We start from the raw sequence: 23605 nt of genomic DNA on the forward strand, positions 1-23605 counted from the left end.
TCAGGCCTCCTGCACCTTCAACGTCATGCCGTTCACGGCGATCACGCGCACCCGCACGCCCACCGGCAAGTCCGGGCCTTCCACCGTCCAGAACGCATCGTCGATCTTCACCCGGCCGCGCCCTCCTTCGATGGCCTGGTCGAGCACGGCCACGCTGCCCACCAGCTGTTCGGCGCGCCGGTTCAACAGCGGCTTGTCGCTCTGCCGCCCCTTGCCCCGGAACCACCTGCGATAGACCGCCACCGAGATCAGCGCCAGCACCGAAAACAGCACCGCCTGCGCCAGCCAGCCCAGCCCGGGCGCCACCAGCACCACCACCGCCATCGCCACCGCGGCGAAGCCGAACCACAGCATGAACGCGCCCGGCACCATCGCCTCCGCGGCGAACAGCACCAGCGCCCCGATCGCCCAGAACGCGAACTTGAAGCTCATGTCAGGCTCCCGGCACGCGCGGCGGACGCGCTGGCGCCACCACCTGCTGCTTGGTCAGCGCCTCCTTGGCCAGTTCGGCAATGCCGGCGATGGAGCCGATCACGCCGCTGGCCTCCATCGGCATCAGCACAAACTTCTGGTTCGGCGCCGTCGCCAACTCCTTGAAGGCTTCCACGTACTTCTGCGCGATGAAGTAGTTGATCGCCTGCACGTCGCCCTGGGCGATGGCATTGGACACCAGTTCGGTGGCCTTGGCCTCGGCCTCGGCCAGGCGCTCGCGCGCCTCGGCTTCGCGGTAGGCGGCTTCGCGCTTGCCCTCGGCTTCCAGGATGGCGCTCTGCTTCTCGCCTTCGGCGCGCAGGATCTCCGAGGCGCGCGCGCCCTCCGCCTCGAGGATGGAGGCACGCTTGTCGCGCTCGGCCTTCATCTGCCGGGCCATCGCGTCCACCAGGTCGCGCGGCGGCTGGATGTCCTTGATCTCGATGCGGTTGACCTTCACGCCCCAGGGACTGGTCGCATGGTCCACCACGCCCAGCAGCTTGGCGTTGATGGTCTCGCGCTGGCTGAGCGACTCGTCCAGGTCCATCGAGCCGATCACGGTGCGGATGTTGGTCTGCACCAGCGCGATCATCGCCTGGTCCAGGCTGGACACTTCATACGCCGCCTTGGCCGCGTCCAGCACCTGGAAGAAGACCACGCCGTCCACCTTCACCACCGCGTTGTCCTTGGTGATGACGTCCTGCGACGGCACTTCGAACACCTGCTCCATCATGTTGACCTTGCGGCCGATGCTCTGCATGTACGGGATCAGGAAGTGCAGGCCGGGGGACATGGTGTGGGTGTACCTGCCGAAATGCTCCACCGTGAACTCGTAGCCCTGCGGCACCACCCGGACACCCTTGAAGAAGGTGACCACGATGAACAGCACCACCGCCGCCACCACCAATGTGGAAAGACCGAACTCCATCGCTGACCCCCTGCCTGTGACGATGGTCCGATTATAGGCATGGGCGGTCCCGGCGCCGTGCGCGGGAACTTCCGCAACCCTGCGACGGTATTGCCCGCTGCGGCATCCCTATGTCCGACAGCCCCGGGAATCCCTCCGCTTGAGCCGATCGCAGTTCGCCGTCGATGTCCCGGACCGCCTGGTCGCCCGCGCGCGGACCGGCTGCCGGGAGGCATTCGAGCAGATCTACCGGCGCTTCGAGCGCCCGGTCTTCACCCTGGCGCTGCGGATCTGCGGCAACCGGGAGGATGCGGGCGATGTACTGCAGGACACCATGCTGAAGCTCTTCCACCATCTGCCCGACTACCGGGGCGACTGCCCCTTCTGGGGCTGGCTGCGGCAGATCGCGATCAACGAGGCGCTGCTGCGGCTGCGGCGGCAGAAGCGCCTGGTCGCCGAAATCACCGTGGAGGAAGACGACCTGCCGCAGGACCAGGGCCTGCCTCCGGCGGCCGCGGCGGATGCGGCGCTGCTGCAGCGCGCGCTCGAGGCGCTGCCGGCGGCGACGCGCAGCGTGTTGTGGCTGTACCACGCGGAGGGCTACACCCACGAAGAGATCGCCGGGCTGATGCAGCGCACGCCCAGCTTCTCCAAATCGCAGGTCTCCCGCGGCACGCGTCGCCTGCGGGCGCTGTTGAACATCGAGGACGCCGTCCATGCCTGATTCCCGTGCCCGCGCGCCCCTGCCACGCGACTGGGCCGACGCATTCGGCAACCTCCCGCTGGAAGCCCCGCCCGAGGGGGCCTGGCAGCGCATCGCCGCCGCGCTGCCGCCCATCCACACGCCCGCTCGTCGCACGCAATGGCGGCGCCCTGCGCTGGCGCTGGCGGCGACGGCGTTCTTCGCCGCGGTGGCCCCGCTGCTGCCATGGCGGACCGCGGTGGACACACCGCTGCCACCCGCGCACGCCCCCTTGCCTGCGATTGCGCCACGCCTGCCCCGCGTGGCGACGCCGGACCCGCTGGTCCGACCTGCGGAGGTCGCGGCGGCGGTGGCCGCGCAGGATGCTCCCCGCGCGGCGCGGTCCGCCCCTGCGTCCGGCGCGCAGCGGACGCCCGGGCACGCCATGCCGGCGCGACAGGACAACCCCGCACCGCTGGATGCGCTGTACACCGAGTCCGCACGCCTGGAGGCCGTCCTGGCCCAACTGCCCGACAACACGGTCGGCAACGTGGCGATGCTGGCAGTGAGTGCCGATCTGCAGGACCAGGTCGCGCACATCGATCTGGCCCTGTCGCAGCCGGCCCTGCGGGAGTCCACGCGTGCCGCACTGTGGCAGCAGCGTGTCGACACCCTGCGCCAGCTCACCGGCGTGGAAGCCACCCAGCGCTGGCAGGTGGCCCTCGACGGCACCGCCGCCGATACCGCCGTCTACTGACCCGAACACGCAACGAGGAGTCCCACCATGCTCAAGCCCTTTTCCCGGACGCTGCTGGCCCTTGCGCTGATGTCGCCGCTGACGGCCCTGGCGCAGCAGGACGATGCGGCCAGACAGAAGGAACTGGAAGCCGCGCGCGTCGATCTGCAGCGCGCCGCACGGCGCGTAGCCGAACTTTCGCGCGGAACCGACGCGCTCCGCGCCCCGCTCCGGATCGACCACGCCATCGCAGGCCGGCCGCGCCTGGGCGTGCTGCTGTCGGGCGACGACGCCGACGGCGTGCGCATCACCGGCGTCACGCCGGACAGCGGCGCGGCCAGGGCCGGACTCAAGGCGGGCGACCGCCTGCTGCGCGTGGGCGGCGACGCCATCACGGGCGACGGCGCCCACGCGCGGCTGGCGCATGCGCGCACGCTGCTGGCCGATCTCAAGGCCGATACGCCCGTGCTGATCGCCTACCAGCGTGATGGCAGGACGCACGAGGCCCGCGTCACGCCCACGCAGGTGTCGCCGCGCTTCACCTTCAGCGGACAAGGACCGGGCCGCGCCTTCTTCCTCGGCGGGGAAGACGGCATGCCATGGATCGAGGGCGGGCCGGTGCCGATGGATCAGTTGGAGAATGTCATCTCCCCGCAGGTCCAGCGCGAACTCCGCCGGCTCGGCCAACTGGGCGACTGCAAGGGCGAGGACTGCCATCTGCCCGCGCTGGCCGAAGCGTTCCGCTGGAGCAACCTCAATCTGGCGACGGTCGAGGCCTCGCTCGGCCGCTACTTCGGCACCGATGCCGGCGTGCTCGTGCTGTCGGTCGGCGAGGAACTCGAAGGCCTGCAGCCGGGCGACGTGATCCGCAAGGTGGACGGCAAGCCGGTGACGACGCCCCGCGACGTCACCCAGGCGCTGCGCGGCAAGCCCGAGGACGCCAGGGTCGCTGTCGAGTACCTGCGTGATCGGCAGATACGGACGAGCACCGTCACCGTACCCAGGGCCGCTGCGTTCCGGTTCCCCTCGACCTCGCGCGTCGTGGTGAAGCCGCGCGTGGCCGACGTGGCCGGCAAAGCGCCGACCGTCGTGGAGCGTCGACGCGTGATGATCGTCGACCAGGACGGCAAGGTGCAGACCTTGGAGGACGACGACAGCGACGCACCTCTGCCGCCGCCGGCTCCGCCTGCGCCTCCTTCGGGCAAGGGCGGCACGCTGCTCTGACACGCATTATCAGAAGAGAAACCCGTGAATCCCCTGCCCCCGCATCCGCGGGGGTCTTTTTTCTGAAGAGCGGCACATCCCTGTGCCGGAGAGACCTTCAGCGGGACGGTGCTGCCGGGGCGGCACGGTCCGCCGGCGCGGGTTCGACCCAGTCGGCGAACACCTGGGCGATGGCGGCGTCAGCCACGGTCTTGCCTTCCTGCACCTCGCCGGCCTGGGTGAACAGCGGAATGATCATCGCCATGCCATCCACCTTGGTTTTCAGGTGGACGCCCGGCGCGCGGGACAGGAACCGATCCCAGTGCGCGCGCACCTTGGCCCAGTAGCCGGCCGTGGCCCGCCAGTAATCGCGCGCCGGCGTGAAGTCGACCTCGGTGGTCTTCAGGTAGTCGTTGAAACCGAACTCGCGCGCCAGCTCCACCTGGGTTCCGTCGGGCTTGCGCAGCACCTTGGTGTTGAACTGCTCGTGGGTCCAGCCGTTCGGCGTCAGCGTGTGGCGATTGACCACGGAAAGCGCGTTGTAATCGCTGCGCCGGGTGTACTCGCGACGCGGCAGCGGACGCCAGCTCGGGTCGCTGGTCCACGTGGCCACGCCGTTGCGATAGTCCCAGCGTCCCGTCCCGCAGTAGCGCGGCGCATCGCTGACCTCGTACACGCACTGCGTCCAGGCGCCACGGGTGGCATCGGCCGCAACCGCGCGCACGTGCCAGGTCTGGTCGTCGCTGAACTCGAAGCGCGTCGGCGCCTCGTAGGTCCAGTCCTGCCGCCAGTGCTTGGTGACGTGGCCGCTCCTGGCATCCACCAGAATGTGCTGCAGGACGATCCGCGTGGGCGTGTCCTCGACGACGATGACGGTCTCGTCGCCGCCACTGCGCATGGCGGGCTGGCGCTCGTAGCCGGGCTGCAGCAGGACGGTTTCGTCGAAGGCGAAATCGACGGTGTAGTCGCCCTGCATCGCCAGGATCGCCTGGCGGTCGCGGACGGGATCGGCGGCGAGGGCCTGGCCGGCGGAGAGCAGCAGTGCAGTGGACATCAAGGTGGCGACCGGCTTCTTCATGGGGTTTCCTTTCATGTTCGTCTGATCAGCGGAACGACGTTGTCGCCCGCCTCCCGTGCGTCCTTCGACGCGGAGGCACCGGGGGGCGGACGGATGGGGGACGGCAGGCCGATGTCGGCGCACGGCCCGCTCTCCAGATGGGCGCCTTCCGCCTGCGCGATGCGCTGCGCGGTCGCGGTGCCCAGTGCCGACATCAACGGCAGGCTGGCGGCCAGCACCGGCAGCGCTGCGGGCTGCGATACCGCGTGCAGGTGCAGTACGCAGGCCCGCCATTGCCCGCCGAGCAGGCACCCGGACAGGCGGCGCCACAGGCGGTCGGCCAGGCCGCCGGCATCGGTGTCCCTGCCCACCGGCAGCGATGCCGCCAACCGGTCCCATGCGACGAAGTCGCTGTCCGGCAACAGGCACAGGCGCCAGCAGCAGCGGCCCTGCGCGTCGAAGAACAGCAGGCGCTCGTCGAGTCCGTCGCTGCCCACACCGGTGCGGACTTCCACCCGCACCGCGTGCTGCCAGCCGGCCAGCTCGCTGCCATGCTCCATGCGGTACAGGCACAGCACCGGGCCCAGCGCCGCCAGCTGCGTGGCGGCCGGGAATGCATCCGCGGATGCGCCCGCGACGGAGCCGGGGAGTGCCCGCAGCATCGGCATGGCGGCTACCAGCTCACCGCCACGCTGGCCGACAGGGTGCGGCCCGGTGCGGTGTAGCGGTCGAGCGTGGTACTGCCGGTGGCGACCAGCGCCATGTCGCCCGCCTCGATATAGCGACGGTCGGCCAGGTTGAATACGCCGATGTTGAACTTCGCGCCCGGCGCGAAGTTCCAGTGCGCGTACAGGTCGAGCACGCCATAGCCCGGCTGGCGGTAGTAATCCGGATCGGAGACGCGGCGCTTGCGGTCGACGAACCGGCCCGCGAGTTCCGTGCCCCATGACGCAGTGTCGTAGGCCAGGCCCAGCGTCGCGGTCGGCGGATCCACGCTGTCCAGCGGCGTATCCGTGCTGCGGTCCTTGCCGCGCGACCACGCCGCCGCGCCACGCAGCGACCAGCCGGACCAGGCGTCGGACAGCGCGCCGAAGTCCAGGCCCGCCTTCAGTTCCACCCCGTGGATCTGGGCCTGCGCGATGTTCTGCGACTGGTACACCATCAGTCCCGCATCGTCGTAGCCGATGAAACGCATCGACTCGATGAAGTCGTCGTAGCGGTTGTAGTACCCCGACAGGCTGGCATACGCCGCCTTGCCGGCATACCGCACGCCGAATTCCACGCCATCGCTGGTTTCCGGCTTCAGGTCCGGGTTGGCGATGGCCGTGTAGCCGAACTGCACGTTGGTGAAGCCGATATTGACGTCGTTGTAGGGCGGCGACCGGAAGCCATGCGCATACCCGCCGAACAACGACCAGTCCGGCGCGAACGTCCACACCATGCCCAGCTTGGGCGACACGCTGGTCTCGCGGATGTCCGCCAGGGCCACGCCCGGATTGTCGGCATCGAAGATCGCATCGTGCCGGGGATCGAGCCGGTAGTGGTCCACGCGCAGGCCGGGCACCAGCCTGAACGCGCCATCGCCGAAGCCGATCTCGTCCTGCACATAGAGGGCGACCGTGGTGGTCCTGCTGGTGGGGAAGTCGCGCACGGGGAAGGTATCCGGCGACATCACCGGCGTGCTGACGCCGGTCAGCGGGAACGTGCGCAGGCCGTCGCGCTTCTGCCGCGTTTCGGTGCGCGCCACGTCCAGTCCGTAGATCAGGTCGTGCCGGACCGAGGTGCCGAACGCCTTGCGGAAGTTCGCCTGCAGCCCGTAAGTGCGCTGGTCGAAGTTGAACTCGCGCTCGCGGATGTCGCGCAGGGTCGGTGCCGGCAGCGTGCGCTCCTCGCGCGTGTACTGGGTGGTCTCGCTGTCCTGCCGGTAGACCTGCCAGTCCAGGCTGTCGGCGAATCCGGCCGACAGGTCGTCCCACTCGTGTGCGAAGGCCACGCGCGCGCGCGTCTGGTGGTCGCGGGCGCTGACGCGGTCGTTGGTGGCGCGCGTCAGCGACTGGTAGCCCTGCTGGGTCAGCAGGTCGGTATCGGCGCTGTCCTCGTTGCCCTCCACCGTCAAGCGGAACCGCTGTCCTTCGCTCGGTGCGAACACCAGCTTCGTCAGCAGGCTGCGGCCATCGCGCTCCTGCGGATTGGGCAAAGTGCGCGCACCGCCGGTGCCGGCGACGTCGCCGTGGTTCTCGGTTTCCTGGCCCTGCCGATGGCCCACGCTGACCAGGCCGCTCCAGCGCTCGCCGCCGAACGCCGCGGTGGCGTTGCCGAACAGGCCGTTCCAGCTGCCGTCGTAGCCGAGGCGGAAGCCGAAGTACGCCTCTTTTCCATGGTCGAGATAATCCGACGGGTCCTTGGTGATGAAGGAGACCACGCCGCCGAGCGCATCGGACCCGTACAGCGAACTGGACGGCCCGCGCACGATCTCCACCTGCTTCAGCGTGTCCAGGTCGACGAAGTTGCGGTTGGCATTGGAGAAGCTGCCGATCGAGAACGCGTCCGACACCGGGATGCCATCGGTCTGGATGCGCACGCGGTTGCCCTCCAGGCCGCGGATGCGGAAACCGCCCAGGCCGAAGCGGCCGAAGCTGGAGGTCACCGTGACGCCCGGCTCGTAGCGCACCAGCCCCTTGATGTCGCGGACCAGACGGTCGTCCAGCGCTTCGCGGTCGATGACACTGACGGTGCTGGGCACGTCGGCAACGGCGCGCTCGCTGCGCGTGGCGGTGACCTGGATCCGTTCCAGTTCGTGTGCGCCTGCACTGGAGGAGGACGACGGCGCCGCATCGGCGGCAGTTTCGGCACGGGCATGGCCGGCAAGGGCCAGCCACACGGCCGCGGTGAGCAGCGTGGGACGCTTCATGGCGTACAGCATTCCTGTGGGTGGTGAGCAGACCCGGAAGGCTGGCGGCCGGAGAATCCTTGGCTGGCGCCCGGTGGAGAGAGGGTGTTCTGCAGCGGCGCGTCGCGACGATGCACCGTCGCGACGAGGGTGCGACCTACTTGGTGAGGATCAGCTTGTCGTTGCTGGTGTGGCGCAGGCGATACACGCGGTCGCCGTGGCGGATGAGGACTTCGCGCTGCCCTTTCAACAGGGCGGTGCTGTCCAGGGTGTCCTCGGCCTGCGGCCGGGCGTGCGACAGGGAAAGGCGCTCGCGCAGCGCCAGCGAATCGGACGTGGGCAATGCGGTGACGTTCGAGATCATCGGGAAGCTCCAGGACGGAACGCCAGTGATGATAATGATTCTTATTTGCGAGTCAACACCCCCCGGGCGGGGCTGCCGCCTCAGTCCGCGGCGGCCGTCAGCCGGGCCCACACCGGTTCGTCGTATCGCGCCGCAAGCTCCAGCGCAGTGAGGTTCTCGCGCAGTTGCTCCGGGCGGCTGGCGCCCAGGATGACGCTGGAGACATGCGGGTTCTGCAGGCACCAGGCGATGGCCAGCGGTGCAGGCTTCTCACCCAGTTCGGCCGCGGCGGCGGCATAGCGGGCCGCGCGCTCCGGCCGCCGCGCGCCCTCCGCACCCAGCACCATCCGGCGCAGATCCTCATGCCCGGCCCGGCCCAGCCGGGTGTCGCCGGCGATGTCCTGCCCGTACTTGCCGGTCAGCAGTCCGGAGGCGAGCGGCGACCAGGTGGTGGTGCCCAGGCCCAGTTCGGCGTAGAGCGGCGCGTACTCCAGTTCCACCCGCTGGCGATGCAGCAGGTTGTACTGCGGCTGCTCCATGGTGGGCCCGTGCAGATGGTGCTTGCGCGCGATCGTGGCGGCTTCGCGGATGCGCGCGGCCGGCCACTCCGACGTGCCCCAGTACAGCACCTTTCCCTGCCGGATCAGGCTGTCCATCGCCCAGACGGTCTCCTCGACCGGCGTGTCCGGATCCGGCCTGTGGCAGTAGTAGAGATCCAGGTAGTCCACCTGCAGCCGGCGCAGGGCCGCGTGGCAGGCGTCGAACACATGCTTGCGCGACAGGCCGCGCTGGGTGGGCCGCGGGTTCTCCACTGCACCGAAACACACCTTGCTGGACACGCAGAAGCCGTCCCGCGGCAACGCCAGCGCGCGCAGCGCTTCGCCCATCACGCGCTCGGCTTCACCATGGCCATAGACCTCGGCGTTGTCGAAGAAGTTGATCCCGTGGTCCCAGGCCAGGGCGATCAGTTCGCCCGCCTCGCGCGGGCCGAGCTGTTGCCCGAACGTCAGCCAGGCACCGAAGGATAGGGCCGAGACCTGCAGGCCCGACGTGCCCAGGCGGCGGTATTGCATGGCAGGCTCCGGTGACGACCGTGCCCATCGTAGCGCCCGTCCGGGCCACCAGCACGCCGCCAAATGAGAATGGCTCCGCCCTGCACGCCGCACACCTTTTACAATGCGCGCACTTTCCTCCTCCGGGGAGTAGCCCACCCGTCCCGACGGGGTCCGCGCATCAACACACTTGGTCCACAGGCCATGGTGCGCGGGACGAAGCGATCCGCTTCGCCGGGCAAGACCGAAGGCAGGCGTCGCGCTTACCCGGGCCGGGCAGTGCGTCGTTTGCCTTCGCGTCCTTCCGCGAATGCCTGGCCCCGGAGTCGCAGATGTTGTCCCTGCAAGCCCTGCTGGTGTCCACCGGCACCGTCACCCTGGCCGAGATCGGCGACAAGACCCAGCTGCTCGCCCTGCTGCTGGCCGCGCGTTACCGCAAGCCGTGGCCGATCGCGCTGGGCATCCTGGCCGCCACGCTGGTCAACCATGCGATCTCGGCGTGGCTGGGCGCGGAATTGACCGATTGGCTGTCGCCCGAGGTGCTGCGCTGGGTCGTGGCGGCCAGCTTCCTGGCCGTGGCCCTGTGGACGCTGAAGCCGGACACGCTGGAGGACGAGGCCGACAACCTGCCGGCCCGGGGCGCCTTCCTGGCGACCACGGTGGCGTTCTTCCTGGCCGAGATCGGCGACAAGACCCAGGTGGCCACGGTGCTGCTGGCCACGCGCTACGACCCGCTGTGGCAGGTCATCGCCGGCACCACCATCGGCATGCTGCTGGCCAACCTGCCGGTGGTATGGCTGGGCCACCGTTTTGCCGACAGGCTGCCGCTCAAGCTGGCCCGCAGCCTGGCCGCACTGGTGTTCTTCGCCCTGGCCGTCTGGGTGGCCGTGCGAGGCGTAGGCTGAACGACCGGGGCCGGGTCGGGCGCTGCTAGACTGCGCGGTCAGAACAATACGCAAGGTCTGGGGGAATACATGCTGGAAGTCTTGGGGCGGATCGGCTTCGGCCTGTTCGGTCTGGCGGTGCTGATCGGCATCGTCTGGCTGTTTTCCAACAACCGACGGGCCATCGACTGGAAGCTGGTCGCCACGGGCATCACCCTGCAGATCGGTTTCGCCGCCCTGGTGCTGCTGGTGCCGGGCGGCCGCGAGGTCTTCGACTGGCTGGGCCACGGCTTCGTGAAGATCCTGGAGTTCGTGAAGGCCGGCTCCGGCTTCATCTTCGGCAGCCTGATGGACACCGAGAAGTTCGGCTTCATCTTCGCCTTCCAGGTGCTGCCCACCATCATCTTCTTCGCCGCGCTGATGGGCGTGATGTACCACCTGGGCGTGATGCAGTTCATCGTGCGCATGATGGCGCTGGCGATCACCAAGGTGATGCGCGTGTCCGGCGCCGAGACCACCAGCGTGTGCGCCAGCGTGTTCATCGGCCAGACCGAAGCGCCGCTGACGGTGCGCCCGTACATTCCGAAGATGACCGAGTCCGAGCTGATCACCATGATGATCGGCGGCATGGCCCACATCGCCGGCGGCGTGCTGGCGGCCTACGTGGGCATGCTGGGCGGCGGCGATCCGGAGCAGCAGGCCTTCTATGCCAAGCACCTGCTGGCCGCGTCCATCATGGCCGCGCCGGCCACGCTTGTGGTGGCCAAGCTGCTGATCCCCGAAACCGGCACGCCGCTGACCCGCGGCACGGTGAAGATGGAGGTCGAGAAGACCTCCAGCAACATCATCGACGCCGCCGCGGCCGGTGCGGGCGACGGCCTGAAGCTGGCGCTGAACATCGGCGCGATGCTGCTGGCCTTCATCGCCCTGATCGCGCTGATCAACGCGCCGCTGACCTGGTTCGGCGACGTGACCGGCCTGGCCGCCGCCATCGGCAAGCCGACCGACCTGGCCACGATCTTCGGCTACCTGCTGGCCCCGATCGCCTGGGTCATCGGCGTGCCGTGGCAGGACGCCACCACGGTGGGCTCGCTGATCGGCCAGAAGGTGGTCATCAACGAATTCGTCGCCTACCTGCAGCTGGCCGGCATCGTGAACGGGCAGACGCCCGGCGTGAGCCTGACCGAAGAAGGCCGGCTGATCGCCACGTACGCCCTGTGCGGCTTCGCCAACTTCAGCTCGATCGCCATCCAGATCGGCGGCATCGGCGGTCTGGCGCCGGAACGGCGCTCGGACCTGGCGCGCTTCGGCCTGCGCGCCGTGCTGGGCGGCACCATCGCCACGCTGATGACGGCCACCATCGCCGGGGTGCTGTCGCACTTCGGCTGATCCGGATGGGGCGGCCGTCGGCCGTTTCCTTCCTCCTGCTTACGTTTCCCTCCCGTGACCGCGGCATCGCCGTGGTCCGGACTCCAGGTATCTGCGCATGAACACGCCATCCCCCGCCCTGTCCCGCGTCGTCGTCGTGGGCTCCTTCAACGTCGATCATGTGTGGCGCTGCGACGCCCTGCCCGTGGCCGGCGCGACCATCGCCGGCCGCTACACGAACGGCCCGGGCGGCAAGGGCTTCAACCAGGCCATCGCGGCGGTGCGGGCCGGGGCGGACACGACCTTCGTCTGCGCGCTGGGCGATGACGCCGGTGGCCGGCTGGCACGCGACCTGGCGGCCGCCGACGGCCTGGCGCTGCGCGTGCAGGCGAGCGACGAGCCCACCGGCACCGCCGGCATCTACGTGGACGCGCACGGGCGCAACACCATCGTCATCGGTGCCGGCGCCAACGCAATGCTGTCGGCCGACTTCGTCGCCCGCCAGGCGGACGTGCTGGCGACGGCCGGCGTGGTGCTGGTCCAGCTGGAATCGCCTGCCGACGCGGTGCTGGCCGCGCTGCAGGCCGCACGGCAGCACGGCGCCACCACGCTGCTGAACCCGGCGCCGGCGAACGCCGCGACGACCACCGACCTGCTGGCGCATGCCGACGTCATCACGCCCAACGAAACCGAGTTCGCAGCGCTGCTCGCCCGCCACCTGGGCGAACGCATCAACGCCGACGATGTCGCCACCCTCGATGGCGTCACCCTGCACCAGCACTGCCGGCAGTTGTTCCCGCACGGCACGGTGGTGGTGACGCTGGGCGCCACCGGCGTATACGTCTCCCACCCCGAGGAGGCATTGCGCGGCGATGCGCGGCCGCACTACCGCGTGGCCGCCGAAGCGGCGACGGTCGTCGATACGACAGGCGCCGGCGATGCCTTCAACGGTGCGCTGGCCGCGTCGCTGGCCGAAGCTTCGCCGCCGTCGTTCGCCGATCACGTGCGCTTCGCCAACCGGTATGCGGCGCTGTCCACCGAAAGGAACGGAGCCGCGCTGGCCATGCCGCTGCTGAGCGAACTGCAGGCGCGCTTCGACACCGTGGCCGGCTGAAAAACGGGCCCCTCGAAGGCCGCGACGGGGCGGGAGTCTCCGGGCACCCTAGCTACTGATAACCATTCTCATTTAGAATGATCGGGTCCGACATGCCCGATCTTTCTCCATGACCCTTCCGCTTCGCCTGAGCCTGCTTTCGCTTGCCCTCTCGTCCGTCCTGAGTCCCGCTGCGCTTGCGCAGTCGGACGATGCCGTCCAGCTCGACCGCGTGACGGTCTCGGCCAGTACCAGCCGCATTCCGGATTCCGCCGCGGCGCTGCCGAACACCATCACCATCATCGATCGCCAGCAGCTGGAGCAGCAGCTGGCGCTGACCCAGGACCTGTCCCAGGTCCTGGCCAACCTGATTCCCGCCTTCACGCCTTCCCGCCAGAAGCTGACCAACGCCGGCGAGAACCTGCGCGGCCGCAAGCCGCTGTACCTGGTGGATGGCGTACCGCAGTCGACGCCGTTGCGCGAGGGCGGACGCGACGGCCACACCATCGACCCGGCGATGATCGAGCGCATCGAAGTGATCCATGGCGCCAACGCGCTGCAGGGCCTGGGCGCCTCCGGCGGCATCATCAACATCATCACCAAGCGCGCACCCCGCAAGGACGGCGAGACGTTCCACGATGTCAGCGTCAGCGCAAGCGTGGCGGTCCCCCGCGAAGACGACAGCGCGGGCTACAAGGCGTCCTACGTCTTCGGCACGCGCCACGGCGACGTCGACTTCGTCGGCGGCGCATCCCTGGCCAGCGAAGGACTCTATTACGACGGCGATGGCCGGGCGATCGCCGTCAACGACGTCCAAGGCGACCTGATGGACGCGCGCAGCCACAACCTGTTCGCCAAGGTCGGCTGGAACCTCGACGACCAGCGCCGGCTGCAGGTCAGCGCCAACCACTACGAACTGCAGGGCAACAACGACTACCACACCGTGCCGGGCAACATCGCCACCGGCCAGCTGGCCACGTCTGCGCCCGGCGGCAGCGAAGGCGAAGGCGCCCGCAATCGCTCGACATCGGTGGTGCTGGATTACACCGATCACGACCTGGCCGGCGGCTTCCTGCAGACGCAGCTGTACTGGGTGGATTTCAAGGCCCTGTACGGCGGCAGCTACTGGGGCGATTTCTGGGGCGACGGACGCGATCCGGACTGGTACGACCAGTCGCAGAATGCGTCCGAGAAGCTGGGCGGCAAGTTCAGCTGGTCGCGCGGCGACCTGTTCGGACGGGACCTGCGCGCCACGTTCGGGCTGGACCTTGCCCGCGACAGCACCTACCAGGAACTGGTCTATGCACAGATCGACTGGGTGCCGGAAACGACCTACGAATCGGTCTCGCCCTTCGTGCAGGCGGAATGGCGGATCGCCGACGCCTGGCTGCTGACGGGCGGCCTGCGGCATGAGCGCGGCGAACTGCAGGTGGACGACTACCTGACCATCCCCGACCAGCGCACCGTGCCGGCCGGCGTGAAGGGAACCCGCTACCTGGTTACCGGCGGCACCACCCGGACCAGCGAGACGCTGCCGAACCTGGGCCTGGTGTGGGAAGCCACCGATGCGCTCAAGCTGTATGCGTCCTATGCCGAAGGCTACACCGTGGCCGACATCGGTCGCGTGCTGCGCGGCATCACCGCTGCCGGGCAGCGGGTGGACAACCTGGTCGACCTGCAGCCGGTGATCGCCGACAACCAGGAGATCGGCCTGGATTACGACGACGGCCGCTGGCTGGTGCACCTGGCCCTGTACCGCTCCGACTCGGACCTGGGCTCGCGCCTGGCCTTCGATACCGCGACGCAGACGTACGCGGTGGTCCGCGAGCGGACCGAAATCGAGGGCTTCGATGGCAGCCTGTCGTACCGCTTCAACGACGGCATGCGCGCGGGCCTGGCCTATGCGCGCAGCGAAGGACGCTACGACAGCAATGCCGATGAGCGCGTCGACAGCGACCTGCCGGGCATCAACATCAGCCCGGACCGGGTCACCGCGTTCTGGGAGGCGTCGTTCACGCCAGCGGTGGACGTGCGCCTGCAGGCGAGCAAGGCGCTGGACCGCGAATTCGACCTGCGCGGCAACCCGGTGGCCAGCTTCGACGGGTACGCCACGGTGGATCTGCTCACCCGCGTCAGGCTGCCCGTCGGCACACTCAGCGTGGGCGTCGAGAATGTCTTCTCGGAGCAGTACGTCACCTACTACTCGCAGAGTACGCCGCGCAACGACACCTACACCGCCGGCCGCGGGCGGGTGCTCACGGTGGGCTGGTCGCACCGCTTCTGACCCACGCCGCCCATGCCCCGCACGCTCCCTCGCCAGGCCATGGCTTCATCCCCCACGTGGCGTGTCCGCCCCCTGCTGAAGTGGCTGCACCTGTGGCTGGGACTGTCCGCCGGCCTGGTGTTCGCCGTGGTGTCGTTGACCGGCTCGGTGTTGGCCTTCCAGGCCGAACTGCTGCTGGCGGCGCACCCCGGACTGGAACGCGAACGGCTGCCGCCGCTGGCGTTTCAGGGCCAGGCGTTGGCGCGGATCGTGGCGGGCGCGGAAGACGGCGGCATCCGTTCCATCGACCTGCCCTCGCCGCGCCTGCCTGCCTGGCAGGCGTTCGCCGCCAACGGCGAACGCCACTACTTCGATGCCGCCAGTGGCGAGCTGCTGCTGGTGCGCAATACCGGCAACGACGCGGTGATGTGGCTGCGCGACCTGCACACGCACCTGCTCGCCGGCGAGGCCGGCGAGCAGGTGCTGGGCGCATCCGGCATCGTGGCGCTGTTCCTGCTGCTGTCCGGACTTTACCTGTGGTGGCCGCGCCTGGCGGCGTTGGCGGCAAGCCTGCGCTGGCATGCCGCCCCGCCTGCCCGTCGCTGGCTCAGCTGGCACCGCAGCATGGGGGCACTCCTGCTGCCCTTGCTGCTGGTGGTGACCTTCACCGGCGTGGCGATGGTGTACAGCCAGCCGTTCCGGAATGCGCTCCGCTGGACCTTCGCCGACGGGCCCGAGGTGGTGCCGCCCTTGCCGATCGAACGGGCGACCACCGCCATCGATTGGCCGGCCGTGCTGCTGGCCGCGGCAGAGGCGGCTCCGCGGGGCAGCCAACTCCGCCGCGTCAGCGTGCCCGGCGGCGACAACGCCCTGGTGTCGATCCGTTTCCGCGCGCCCGGCGAGTGGCATCCCAACGGCCGCAGCGTGATCTGGCTGGACCCTTACCGCGCACGCGCGGTGCAGGTGCACGACGCGACCGCGCAGGGTACCGGCGCCCGCATCAGCGAGACGATGTATCCGCTGCACGGCGGCTTCGTGGGCGGGCGCGCCTGGCAATGGGCCGTCGCAGCCGCAGGCCTGTTGCCCGCCTTCCTCCTGGCCACCGGCTTCCTGTTCTGGCGCGCGCGGCGCCGCAGGCGCTGACCCCGCGGGCCGGCGGTACAATGCCGCCATGCAGATCGGCCCCTACCGCATCGACCCGCCGGTGATGCTGGCCCCCATGGCCGGCGTCACCGACAAGCCGTTCCGGCTGCTGTGCAAACGGCTGGGTGCGGGCATGGCGGTGTCGGAAATGACCATCAGCGACCCCCGCTTCTGGAACACGAACAAGTCGCTGCGCCGGATGGACCACGAGGGCGAACCCAGCCCCGTCAGCGTCCAGATCGCCGGCACCGAGCCGGAACAGCTGGCCAACGCCGCGCGCTACAACGCCGACCACGGCGCGCAGATCATCGACATCAACATGGGCTGCCCGGCCAAGAAGGTGTGCCACGCCTGGGCCGGCTCGGCGCTGATGCGCGACGAGGCGCTGGTGGGCCGCATCCTGGAGGCCGTGGTGAAGGCCGTGGACGTGCCGGTCACGCTGAAGATCCGCACGGGCTGGGACTGCGACCACCGCAACGGTCCGACCATCGCGCGCATCGCACAGGAAAGCGGCATCGCCTCGCTGGCCGTGCACGGCCGCACGCGCGACCAGCACTACACCGGGGTGGCCGAGTACGAGACCATCGCGGCGATCAAGGCCGCGCTGCGCATCCCGGTGGTCGCCAATGGCGATATCGATTCGCCGGCCAAGGCCGCCCAGGTGCTGGCGAAGACCGGCGCGGACGCGGTGATGGTCGGCCGCGCCGCCCAGGGGCGCCCGTGGATCTTCCGCGAGATCGCGCACTTCCTCGCCACCGGCGCACATCCGCCCCCACCGACGCTGCACGAAGTGCGCGACATCCTGCTGGGCCACCTGCAGGCGCTGCACGCGTTCTACGGCGAACCGCAGGGCGTGCGCATCGCCCGCAAGCACCTGGGCTGGTACGCGAAGGACCGGCCGGAACAGGCCGCCTTCCGCGCCGTGGCGAACCGTGCCGAGACCGCCGGGGAACAGCTGCGGCTGACGCGCGACTACTTCGATGCCCTGATCGCCGGCGACGCACTGCCGACGGCGGCCTGATCCTTTACCGGAGGCCAGCGTGACCGAATCCCGTTCGCCCTACCTGCACGGCTTCTCGCCGGTGGAGCAGGCCCGCCTGATCAAGCAGGCCCGCCTGCTGGAAAGCACGCTGTTCAATCATGTCGACTACACCGGCGTGCGTCGCCTGCTGGAAGTCGGCAGCGGCGTGGGCGCGCAGACCGAGATCCTGCTGCGCCGCTTTCCCGACCTGCACGCCACCTGCGTGGACCTCAACCAGGTGCAGCTGGATGCCGCGCGCGACAACCTGGCGAAGATGCCCTGGTGCCGCGACCGCTACACGCTGCAACAGGCCGACGCCAGCCGCCTGCCCTACGGCGCGCGCGACTTCGACGCGGCGTTCCTGTGCTGGATCCTGGAGCACGTGCCCAACCCGGCGCGCGTGCTCAGCGAAGTACGGCGCGTACTGGCGCCGGGCTCGCCGATCTACGTCACCGAGGTGATGAACTCCTCGTTCCTGCTGCATCCCTACTCGCCCAATACCTGGCGCTACTGGATGGCGTTCAACGACTTCCAGCACGACAGCGGCGGCGATCCGTTCATCGGCGCGAAGCTGGGCAACCTGCTGCTGGCCGGCGGCTTCCGCGACGTCGTCACCGAGATCAAGACGGTGCATTTCGACAACCGCGAGCCGGCGCGGCGCAAGGACATGATCGCGTTCTGGGAGGAACTGCTGCTGTCGGCGGCCGACTCGCTGGTGTGCGCCGAACGCGTCACTCAGGCGGTGGTGGACGGGATGCGCCAGGAGATGCACGACGTGCAGAACGATCCGGACGCGGTGTTCTTCTATGCCTTCGTGCAGGCCCGCGCAACGGTTTACTGACGAAGGTGAGCGCACGGTAAACATGACCGGAGTCACCGTGCGTTCCGGCACTGGGGCGCCCCGCTGCGCAGCGCCACGATGTCCGCGCCGGTCCCCCTGCCGGCCTGCAGGGCACTACAGCCACACGCGGTAATCACCTCCCCTGGAGGATCCCATGAACGCAACAACCGCATCCCTGATGGCGGCCGTTCTGGCCGTCGCTCCGCTCGCCGCACACGCCGACGACTCCGTCGCCCAACTGGCCCGTGAAACCGGCCTTACCGAACGCAATGTCCGCATGGTGCTGGGTGCGCGCACGCCTTACGCGGAGTACCGCGTCATGTACAGCCGTGTCGAGCGCCAGTTCAAGCGCGCGGTCGGCGAGCACAACTACGACCGCCTGATGCGCGGCGAATCCATCGTGATCGAACGCACCCGCGCGCAGGAAGCCGTCGCCGCACGGGCGGCAGGGGCGTCGCCGGCGCCCGCCGCAGGGTCCGGGCACGACGGCGGCTGAACCTGCACACCGCCCTGTCGCACGGGTAGCGCGTCAAGGACTTCCGGTTCCCTCTTCCGGCGCCGCCCCCTCTGCAAGCCGGCCCGCCACCGGTTCCGCCGCGGGGTCCCAGGTACGGCGCCACATGGCAGCCAGCAACTGGCGCACGCCTGCGCCGCCGGCCACCGGCAACGACCACGGCCGCTGCACGGGAGGGACGGGCTGCCATTGTCCGTCCCTCAAGGTCGCCACCTCGAACTGGAAGTTGTAGTTCGGCTCCAGCCCCATGCGCAGGTCCGACAGCACCAACCGGTCCTCGAGGACCTGCGCGCGCATGAAGCCGCGATTGAACCAGGACAGGCGATCGACCGCGGGGATGCCCCTGGCCTGTTTCAGCACCTGCACGTTGGAGGGATATCCGCGGAAGTGCATCCGGCCCTCATCGACCAGCACCGAACGCTCGGCTTCCACATAGCCCGACGGCGTCATCGCCACCACGCGCCATAGCAGCGTGTTGAACGGCATCGGCACCGAGAAGTACGGCGCATCGCCCAGGCCCAGGGCGGCGAGCGTGCGTTCGGCTTCGCGATCCACCATGGCCTTGGCCACCAGCGACCAGCCAAGATAGGCACTGCTGAGCAGCAGTCCCGCCGCCAGCGCACGCCCGGCGGCCACGCGTTCGCGCAGCCACCACGCAGCCACGCAGGCGACCAGCAGCCAGACGGTATAAAGGGGATCGATGATGAACACGCTGGACCACATCGTCGGTGGCGGGGACAGTGGCCACCACAGCTGCGTGCCGTAGACGGTGAAGGCATCCAGCAACGGATGCGTCACCAGGGCCAGCTGGATGGCCCAGAACCAGCGCGCCGGCGAGGATGCGACGCGACCGTGGCCGAACCGCTTGAACAGCCACCAGACCAGTGCACCCACCAGCGGCAGCACGAACAGCGAATGGCTGAAGCTGCGGTGCACCGTCATCAGGGTGACCGGATTGTCGGAGAACAGCGCGATGGGCAGGCTGTCCAGGTCCGGCAGCGTACCGAGGGCGGCGCCCGCGAGCAGGGCGGCGCGACGGTGGGCGGCGCCCGCGAGCAGGGCGGCGCGACGGTGGGCGGCGGGGGCGATGACGGCGGCGACGGCGCCGCCGAGCACGATCTGGCTGAGGGAATCCATGCGGCGATCCTAGCAGCCGCCGGTGGGATGGCTCACGCCGCGCGCGGCACGTCCTGCGGCACCAGACGCAACCGCGGTGCGACTTCGGCCAGGACCTGACCCGTGTGGGACAGCAGGCACAGCGTCCCGTCGGCTTCTTCGCTGAGCGCGGTGAGGCTTTCCACCCAGTCGCCATCGTTGGCGTACAGCAGGCCGTCGCGCTGGAGCAGCGACGCGCGATGGATATGCCCGCAGACGATGCCATCGAGCCCACGCCGCCGCGCATCGTCCAGGCCCGCCTGCACGAAGCGCGCGATGTAGCGCTCGGCCGCATCGCTCTGGCGCTTGAGGTATTCCGCCAGCGACCAGTAGCGCAGGCCCAGGCGGCGGCGCAGCTGGTTGGTCAGGCGGTTGCCGGTGAGGATGCGGTAATAGAGCCAGTCGCCGAACTTCTCCTGCAGGCCGCCGAAGTGGGTGACGCCGTCGTAATCGTCGCCGTGGGTGACCAGCAGCCGGCGCCCGTCCAGCGTGGTGTGGATCGCACGGCGACGCACCTGCATGGCCGGCAGCATCAGGCCGCAGAAGCGGCGGATGGGGCGGTCGTGGTTGCCCGGCACGTAGACGAGTTCGGTTCCGCTGCGCGCCAGCGCGTGCAGCGCCTCCACCACCCGGTTGTGGGCGGCGTCCCAGGACGCGCGCCGCTGCGCCATCCACCACAGGTCGACGATGTCCCCGACCAGGTACAGCCGCCGGCAGTGCAGCCCGGCGAGGAAGTCGGCGAACTCGGCCGCATGGCAGTGCTTGGAACCCAGATGGACGTCGGAAACGAAGACCGCGCGCCGCATCGAGCGTGGCACGGCCGGCGGCTTCATGCCGCCGCCTCCGTCGGCCGCCACGCCTGGCCCAGGTAGCGTTCGCGTTTCTTCGGACGGATGCGGTGCAGGTCCACTTCGATCAACCCGTCGATGGAATCGCTGAAGTCCGGGTCCACCCCGAACGCGAGGAAACGCGCCCCGCCCGGCTCGCAGAGCTCGGTGTACTGCTTGTAGAGCATGGGCACGGTGGCGCCCAGCATGTCCAGGTTGGTCTTCAGCACGCGGAAGGCGGTATCGGCCTCGAGCGTATCGAAGCAGGGCGGCGTGGCCGTATAGCGGAACGGGTGGCGCGAGCGCGCCTCGCCGTTCGGATCGCCGTAGTAGTGCGCGTAGTACGCCACGATCTGTTCGCGCGCATGCAGCGGCAGCGCCGCGCTCATCGACACCGCACCGAACAGATAGCGAACCCGCGGATGCCGGCGCAGGTAGGCGCCGATGCCCTGCCACAGGTAATCGATGCTGCGGCTGCCCCAGTAGTCGGGCACCACGAAGCTGCGGCCCAGTTCCATGCCCGCGGCCAGGCGCGGCAGCGCGTCCTCCGCATAGTCGAACAGCGAAGCCGTGTAGAGGCCCTTCAGGCCCTGCGCCGCCAGCACCGGCGCGCCGCGCGCCAGGCGGTAGGCGCCGGCGATCTTCCGTTGCGCCGCATCCCACAACACGATGTGTTCGTACCAGGTGTCGAAGGCGTCCACGTCCATGCGCTTGCCCGTGCCCTCGCCCACCGCACGGAAGGTCAGTTCGCGCAGGCGGCCGATCTCGCGCAGCAGCGGCGAGCCGCCGGCCAGCCGGCCCACGCAGATCCGCTTGCCGTCGGTGGTTTCGCCCAGCACGTCCAGCGCATCGATGCAGGCCGCCAGCGCGTCCGGCGCCAGCGCATCGACCAGCGGCTCCTGTACCTCGGCCGGGGGCTCCACGCGCCTGACCTCGCGGCGGCCGAGCGCGTACAGCCCCTCGCGCACCTGCCGGATCAGGGTGGCAGGGTCGATGGCCGGATCCAGCCGCAGCGGCTGGCCCACGTGCAGTTGCAGGCGACGCTGGCTGCGGCGGAACATTTCGCGCGCCAGCAGCGCCGTGCCCGCCGGCTTGAACAGCGCCGATGCGCCGTAGAAGAACGCGGAATTGCGTGCCGCCACGCGCACCGGCAGCACCGGCGCGCCGGTCGCCCGGGCGAAGCGCAGGAAGCCGCGGCGCCAGCGCGTGTCGCGCACGCCGCGCGGGCCCAGGCGCGAGACTTCACCGGCCGGAAACACGATCACGCACTGCTCGGCTTCCAGGGCCTGTTCGACCGCCCGTACGCTGTCGGCACCGGGCTTGCCGCCCAGGATGCGCACGGGCAGCAACAGGGAAGCGATGGGCGCGATGCCGGCCAGCATGTCGTTGGCGACGATGCGGACATCGCGGCGCACCCGGCCCACCATCTGCAGCAGCGCCAGCGCATCGAGCGCGCCGGAAGGATGGTTGGCGACGATCAGCAGCCGACCCTGCGCCGGGATCCGGCGCGCGTCTTCGTCGGCCACGGCGGGCCGCAGGTTGAGGTGGTCGATGGCGGCGTCGACGAAGTCCAGGCCCTGCAGGTGGCCATGGTCGGCCAGGAAGGCGTAGGCCTGGTCCAGCCGGGACCAACGGCCCAGGGTGCGCAGCAGCGGACCGGTCAGCCGCGCGCGGCGGCCACGGAACCAGCGGGGATAGCGTTCGGCGATCTGGCGTTCCAGCGGGTGCATGGGCAGGGGCTGGCGGCGGGGTTTCGCCGCGCAGCCTGCGCCTGGCCGGCGACAGCACGGTTTCCGTTTTCTGGCAGTCCGGTGACAGTCCGGGCGCCCGATTCCGCTTAACTCCCGGCAACCCTGAACAGCGCAGAATGCACGCACCGCCCCCGGCGTGTATCATGCGCGCCCATCTTTTCATCCGAATCAAAGGATATAAGCCTGATGTCCAGCTACCTGTTCACCTCCGAATCGGTCTCCGAAGGCCATCCGGACAAGATCGCCGACCAGATTTCCGACGCTGTGCTGGACGCCATCCTGGCCCAGGACAAGCGCGCACGCGTGGCCTGCGAGACCCTGGTGAAGACAGGCGCGGCCATCGTGGCCGGCGAAGTCACCACCACCGCGTGGGTCGACATCGAGGCGCTGGCGCGCAAGGTCATCAACGACATCGGCTACGACAATTCGGACGTCGGCTTCGACGGCCACACCTGCGCCATCATCAACATGCTGGGCAAGCAGTCGCCCGACATCAACCAGGGCGTGGACCGCAAGAAGCCGGAAGAACAGGGCGCGGGCGACCAGGGCCTGATGTTCGGCTACGCCTGCAACGAGGCACCGGAATTCATGCCCGCCCCGCTGTACTACAGCCATCGCCTGGTGGAACAGCAGGCCAAGGTGCGCAAGAACGGCAAGCTGAAGTGGCTGCGCCCGGACGCCAAGTCGCAGGTCACCCTGCGCTACGACGGCAACAAGATCCTCGGCCTGGACGCGGTGGTGCTGTCGACCCAGCACGATCCGGACATCAAGCAGAAGGACCTGATCGAAGCCGTGCGCACGCACATCCTGGTGCCCGTGCTGCCGAAGAAGTGGCTGGACGCGCTGCCGAAGAACAAGGTGCACATCAACCCGACCGGCAAGTTCGTCATCGGCGGCCCGGTGGGCGACTGCGGCCTGACCGGCCGCAAGATCATCGTCGACAGCTACGGCGGCATGGCCCGCCATGGCGGCGGCGCGTTCTCGGGCAAGGATCCGTCGAAGGTGGACCGCTCGGCCGCCTACGCCGCACGCTACGTGGCCAAGAACATCGTCGCCGCCGGCCTGGCCGACAAGTGCGAAGTGCAGGTCTCCTACGCCATCGGCGTGGCCGAGCCCACCTCGATCTCGGTGACCACCTTCGGCACCGGCAAGGTGGGCGACGAGGTGATCGAGAAGCTGATCCGCAAGCACTTCGACCTGCGTCCGTACGGCATCACCAAGATGCTGGACCTGGAGCACCCGATCTACCAGGCCACCGCCAGCTACGGTCACTTCGGCCGCAAGCCGAAGCAGATCAGCTACCTGGACGGCGCCGGCAAGAAGCACACCGCGACCGCCTTCTCCTGGGAGAAGACCGACCGCGCCGAAGCGCTGCGCAAGGATGCCAAGCTGTAGGAGTGGGCC

General features: G+C 69.3%; 22 protein-coding genes. 12 read left to right on the forward strand and 10 right to left on the reverse strand.

The window, feature by feature from the left end; translation table 11 throughout:
* Together MUU77_RS14875 and MUU77_RS14880 are read right to left on the reverse strand one after the other, a co-directional pair.
* Window positions 1-432, reverse strand: a complete 432-nt coding sequence (locus MUU77_RS14875) for an NfeD family protein (protein ID WP_245088435.1) — start codon at window positions 430-432, stop codon at window positions 1-3.
* Window position 433: 1 nt separating this feature from the next.
* Window positions 434-1399, reverse strand: coding sequence for an SPFH domain-containing protein (locus MUU77_RS14880; RefSeq protein ID WP_245088437.1), 966 nt, complete (start codon window positions 1397-1399; stop codon window positions 434-436).
* A 139-nt stretch (window positions 1400-1538) separates the two neighbouring features.
* On the opposite strand from MUU77_RS14880, the gene MUU77_RS14885 reads away from it, so the two are divergent.
* From MUU77_RS14885 to MUU77_RS14895, 3 genes are read left to right on the forward strand one after another with little or no spacing between them, the layout of a single operon-like run.
* On the forward strand, window positions 1539-2102 hold the full coding sequence (locus MUU77_RS14885; RefSeq protein ID WP_245088438.1) for a sigma-70 family RNA polymerase sigma factor: 564 nt from the start codon (window positions 1539-1541) through the stop codon (window positions 2100-2102).
* Window positions 2095-2817 carry a hypothetical protein gene (locus MUU77_RS14890; protein ID WP_245088439.1) on the forward strand — a complete coding sequence of 241 codons (723 nt, stop codon included), beginning with the start codon at window positions 2095-2097 and terminating at the stop codon, window positions 2815-2817. Before MUU77_RS14885 ends, MUU77_RS14890 begins: the two co-directional genes overlap by 8 nt.
* 27 nt (window positions 2818-2844) lie before the next feature.
* Window positions 2845-4020, forward strand: a complete 1176-nt coding sequence (locus MUU77_RS14895) for a PDZ domain-containing protein (RefSeq protein ID WP_245088441.1) — start codon at window positions 2845-2847, stop codon at window positions 4018-4020.
* Between the two features lie 97 nt (window positions 4021-4117).
* Here MUU77_RS14895 and MUU77_RS14900 read toward each other — a convergent pair whose 3' ends face one another.
* The 5 genes from MUU77_RS14900 to MUU77_RS14920 all read right to left on the reverse strand — a co-directional run bounded on the left by MUU77_RS14900 (window position 4118) and on the right by MUU77_RS14920 (window position 9362).
* Window positions 4118-5077 (reverse strand): DUF6607 family protein, encoded by a 960-nt coding sequence (locus MUU77_RS14900; protein ID WP_245088443.1) that lies wholly within the window; start codon window positions 5075-5077, stop codon window positions 4118-4120.
* A gap of 11 nt (window positions 5078-5088) precedes the next feature.
* Window positions 5089-5724: a Hemin transport protein gene (locus MUU77_RS14905; RefSeq protein ID WP_245088445.1), complete on the reverse strand. Its 636-nt coding sequence runs from the start codon at window positions 5722-5724 to the stop codon at window positions 5089-5091.
* 5 nt (window positions 5725-5729) lie between these two features.
* Window positions 5730-7967 carry a TonB-dependent hemoglobin/transferrin/lactoferrin family receptor gene (locus MUU77_RS14910; protein WP_245088447.1) on the reverse strand — a complete coding sequence of 746 codons (2238 nt, stop codon included), beginning with the start codon at window positions 7965-7967 and terminating at the stop codon, window positions 5730-5732.
* 136 nt (window positions 7968-8103) lie between these two features.
* A complete protein-coding gene (locus MUU77_RS14915) occupies window positions 8104-8310 on the reverse strand; it encodes a hemin uptake protein HemP (RefSeq protein ID WP_185895263.1) in 207 nt (68 codons plus the stop codon).
* Between the two features lie 80 nt (window positions 8311-8390).
* Window positions 8391-9362: an aldo/keto reductase gene (locus MUU77_RS14920; RefSeq protein WP_245088450.1), complete on the reverse strand. Its 972-nt coding sequence runs from the start codon at window positions 9360-9362 to the stop codon at window positions 8391-8393.
* A 311-nt stretch (window positions 9363-9673) separates the two neighbouring features.
* On the opposite strand from MUU77_RS14920, the gene MUU77_RS14925 reads away from it, so the two are divergent.
* From MUU77_RS14925 to MUU77_RS14960, 8 genes are all read left to right on the forward strand, one after another.
* Window positions 9674-10246, forward strand: coding sequence for a TMEM165/GDT1 family protein (locus tag MUU77_RS14925; RefSeq protein WP_245088453.1), 573 nt, complete (start codon window positions 9674-9676; stop codon window positions 10244-10246).
* 69 nt (window positions 10247-10315) lie between these two features.
* Entirely contained in the window at window positions 10316-11614 is a 1299-nt protein-coding gene (locus MUU77_RS14930) for a nucleoside transporter C-terminal domain-containing protein (protein WP_245088455.1), read from the forward strand.
* 118 nt (window positions 11615-11732) lie between these two features.
* The gene (locus MUU77_RS14935; RefSeq protein WP_245094534.1) at window positions 11733-12707 is read left to right on the forward strand and encodes a ribokinase; all 975 of its coding nucleotides are present in this window, start codon (window positions 11733-11735) and stop codon (window positions 12705-12707) included.
* A gap of 109 nt (window positions 12708-12816) precedes the next feature.
* Window positions 12817-14970 (forward strand): TonB-dependent receptor, encoded by a 2154-nt coding sequence (locus MUU77_RS14940; protein WP_245088457.1) that lies wholly within the window; start codon window positions 12817-12819, stop codon window positions 14968-14970.
* 39 nt (window positions 14971-15009) lie between these two features.
* Window positions 15010-16092, forward strand: a complete 1083-nt coding sequence (locus tag MUU77_RS14945; protein WP_245088459.1) for a PepSY-associated TM helix domain-containing protein — start codon at window positions 15010-15012, stop codon at window positions 16090-16092.
* A 28-nt stretch (window positions 16093-16120) separates the two neighbouring features.
* Window positions 16121-17113, forward strand: coding sequence for a tRNA dihydrouridine synthase DusB (dusB, locus tag MUU77_RS14950; RefSeq protein ID WP_245088461.1), 993 nt, complete (start codon window positions 16121-16123; stop codon window positions 17111-17113).
* Between the two features lie 19 nt (window positions 17114-17132).
* Window positions 17133-17954 carry a class I SAM-dependent methyltransferase gene (locus MUU77_RS14955; protein ID WP_245088463.1) on the forward strand — a complete coding sequence of 274 codons (822 nt, stop codon included), beginning with the start codon at window positions 17133-17135 and terminating at the stop codon, window positions 17952-17954.
* Between the two features lie 154 nt (window positions 17955-18108).
* Window positions 18109-18450, forward strand: coding sequence for a hypothetical protein (locus tag MUU77_RS14960; protein ID WP_245088465.1), 342 nt, complete (start codon window positions 18109-18111; stop codon window positions 18448-18450).
* A 33-nt stretch (window positions 18451-18483) separates the two neighbouring features.
* Here MUU77_RS14960 and MUU77_RS14965 read toward each other — a convergent pair whose 3' ends face one another.
* The 3 genes from MUU77_RS14965 to MUU77_RS14975 are packed head-to-tail and all read right to left on the reverse strand — an operon-like array spanning window position 18484 to window position 22180.
* The gene (locus MUU77_RS14965; protein ID WP_245088467.1) at window positions 18484-19605 is read right to left on the reverse strand and encodes a metal-dependent hydrolase; all 1122 of its coding nucleotides are present in this window, start codon (window positions 19603-19605) and stop codon (window positions 18484-18486) included.
* A 32-nt stretch (window positions 19606-19637) separates the two neighbouring features.
* Entirely contained in the window at window positions 19638-20456 is an 819-nt protein-coding gene (locus tag MUU77_RS14970; RefSeq protein ID WP_245088469.1) for a UDP-2,3-diacylglucosamine diphosphatase, read from the reverse strand.
* Entirely contained in the window at window positions 20453-22180 is a 1728-nt protein-coding gene (locus tag MUU77_RS14975; protein ID WP_245088471.1) for a lysophospholipid acyltransferase family protein, read from the reverse strand. Before MUU77_RS14975 ends, MUU77_RS14970 begins: the two co-directional genes overlap by 4 nt.
* Window positions 22181-22387: 207 nt before the next feature.
* On the opposite strand from MUU77_RS14975, the gene metK reads away from it, so the two are divergent.
* Window positions 22388-23596 carry a methionine adenosyltransferase gene (gene metK / locus MUU77_RS14980; protein ID WP_245088473.1) on the forward strand — a complete coding sequence of 403 codons (1209 nt, stop codon included), beginning with the start codon at window positions 22388-22390 and terminating at the stop codon, window positions 23594-23596.
* The last annotated feature ends 9 nt before the right edge of the window (window positions 23597-23605 follow it).

This window comes from Pseudoxanthomonas sp. F37 (assembly GCF_022965755.1).
GTDB lineage: Bacteria > Pseudomonadota > Gammaproteobacteria > Xanthomonadales > Xanthomonadaceae > Pseudoxanthomonas_A.

Coding starts and splice junctions, on each gene's coding strand:
- MUU77_RS14875 (WP_245088435.1), bottom strand. CDS start 432: ATGAGCTTCAAGTTCGCGTTCTGGGCGATCGGGGCGCTGGTGCTGTTC.
- MUU77_RS14880 (WP_245088437.1), bottom strand. CDS start 1,399: ATGGAGTTCGGTCTTTCCACATTGGTGGTGGCGGCGGTGGTGCTGTTC.
- MUU77_RS14890 (WP_245088439.1), top strand. CDS start 2,095: ATGCCTGATTCCCGTGCCCGCGCGCCCCTGCCACGCGACTGGGCCGAC.
- MUU77_RS14895 (WP_245088441.1), top strand. CDS start 2,845: ATGCTCAAGCCCTTTTCCCGGACGCTGCTGGCCCTTGCGCTGATGTCG.
- MUU77_RS14900 (WP_245088443.1), bottom strand. CDS start 5,077: ATGAAGAAGCCGGTCGCCACCTTGATGTCCACTGCACTGCTGCTCTCC.
- MUU77_RS14905 (WP_245088445.1), bottom strand. CDS start 5,724: ATGCCGATGCTGCGGGCACTCCCCGGCTCCGTCGCGGGCGCATCCGCG.
- MUU77_RS14910 (WP_245088447.1), bottom strand. CDS start 7,967: ATGAAGCGTCCCACGCTGCTCACCGCGGCCGTGTGGCTGGCCCTTGCC.
- MUU77_RS14915 (WP_185895263.1), bottom strand. CDS start 8,310: ATGATCTCGAACGTCACCGCATTGCCCACGTCCGATTCGCTGGCGCTG.
- MUU77_RS14920 (WP_245088450.1), bottom strand. CDS start 9,362: ATGCAATACCGCCGCCTGGGCACGTCGGGCCTGCAGGTCTCGGCCCTA.
- MUU77_RS14925 (WP_245088453.1), top strand. CDS start 9,674: ATGTTGTCCCTGCAAGCCCTGCTGGTGTCCACCGGCACCGTCACCCTG.
- MUU77_RS14930 (WP_245088455.1), top strand. CDS start 10,316: ATGCTGGAAGTCTTGGGGCGGATCGGCTTCGGCCTGTTCGGTCTGGCG.
- MUU77_RS14940 (WP_245088457.1), top strand. CDS start 12,817: ATGACCCTTCCGCTTCGCCTGAGCCTGCTTTCGCTTGCCCTCTCGTCC.
- MUU77_RS14945 (WP_245088459.1), top strand. CDS start 15,010: ATGGCTTCATCCCCCACGTGGCGTGTCCGCCCCCTGCTGAAGTGGCTG.
- dusB (WP_245088461.1), top strand. CDS start 16,121: ATGCAGATCGGCCCCTACCGCATCGACCCGCCGGTGATGCTGGCCCCC.
- MUU77_RS14960 (WP_245088465.1), top strand. CDS start 18,109: ATGAACGCAACAACCGCATCCCTGATGGCGGCCGTTCTGGCCGTCGCT.
- MUU77_RS14965 (WP_245088467.1), bottom strand. CDS start 19,605: ATGGATTCCCTCAGCCAGATCGTGCTCGGCGGCGCCGTCGCCGCCGTC.
- MUU77_RS14970 (WP_245088469.1), bottom strand. CDS start 20,456: ATGAAGCCGCCGGCCGTGCCACGCTCGATGCGGCGCGCGGTCTTCGTT.
- MUU77_RS14975 (WP_245088471.1), bottom strand. CDS start 22,180: ATGCACCCGCTGGAACGCCAGATCGCCGAACGCTATCCCCGCTGGTTC.
- metK (WP_245088473.1), top strand. CDS start 22,388: ATGTCCAGCTACCTGTTCACCTCCGAATCGGTCTCCGAAGGCCATCCG.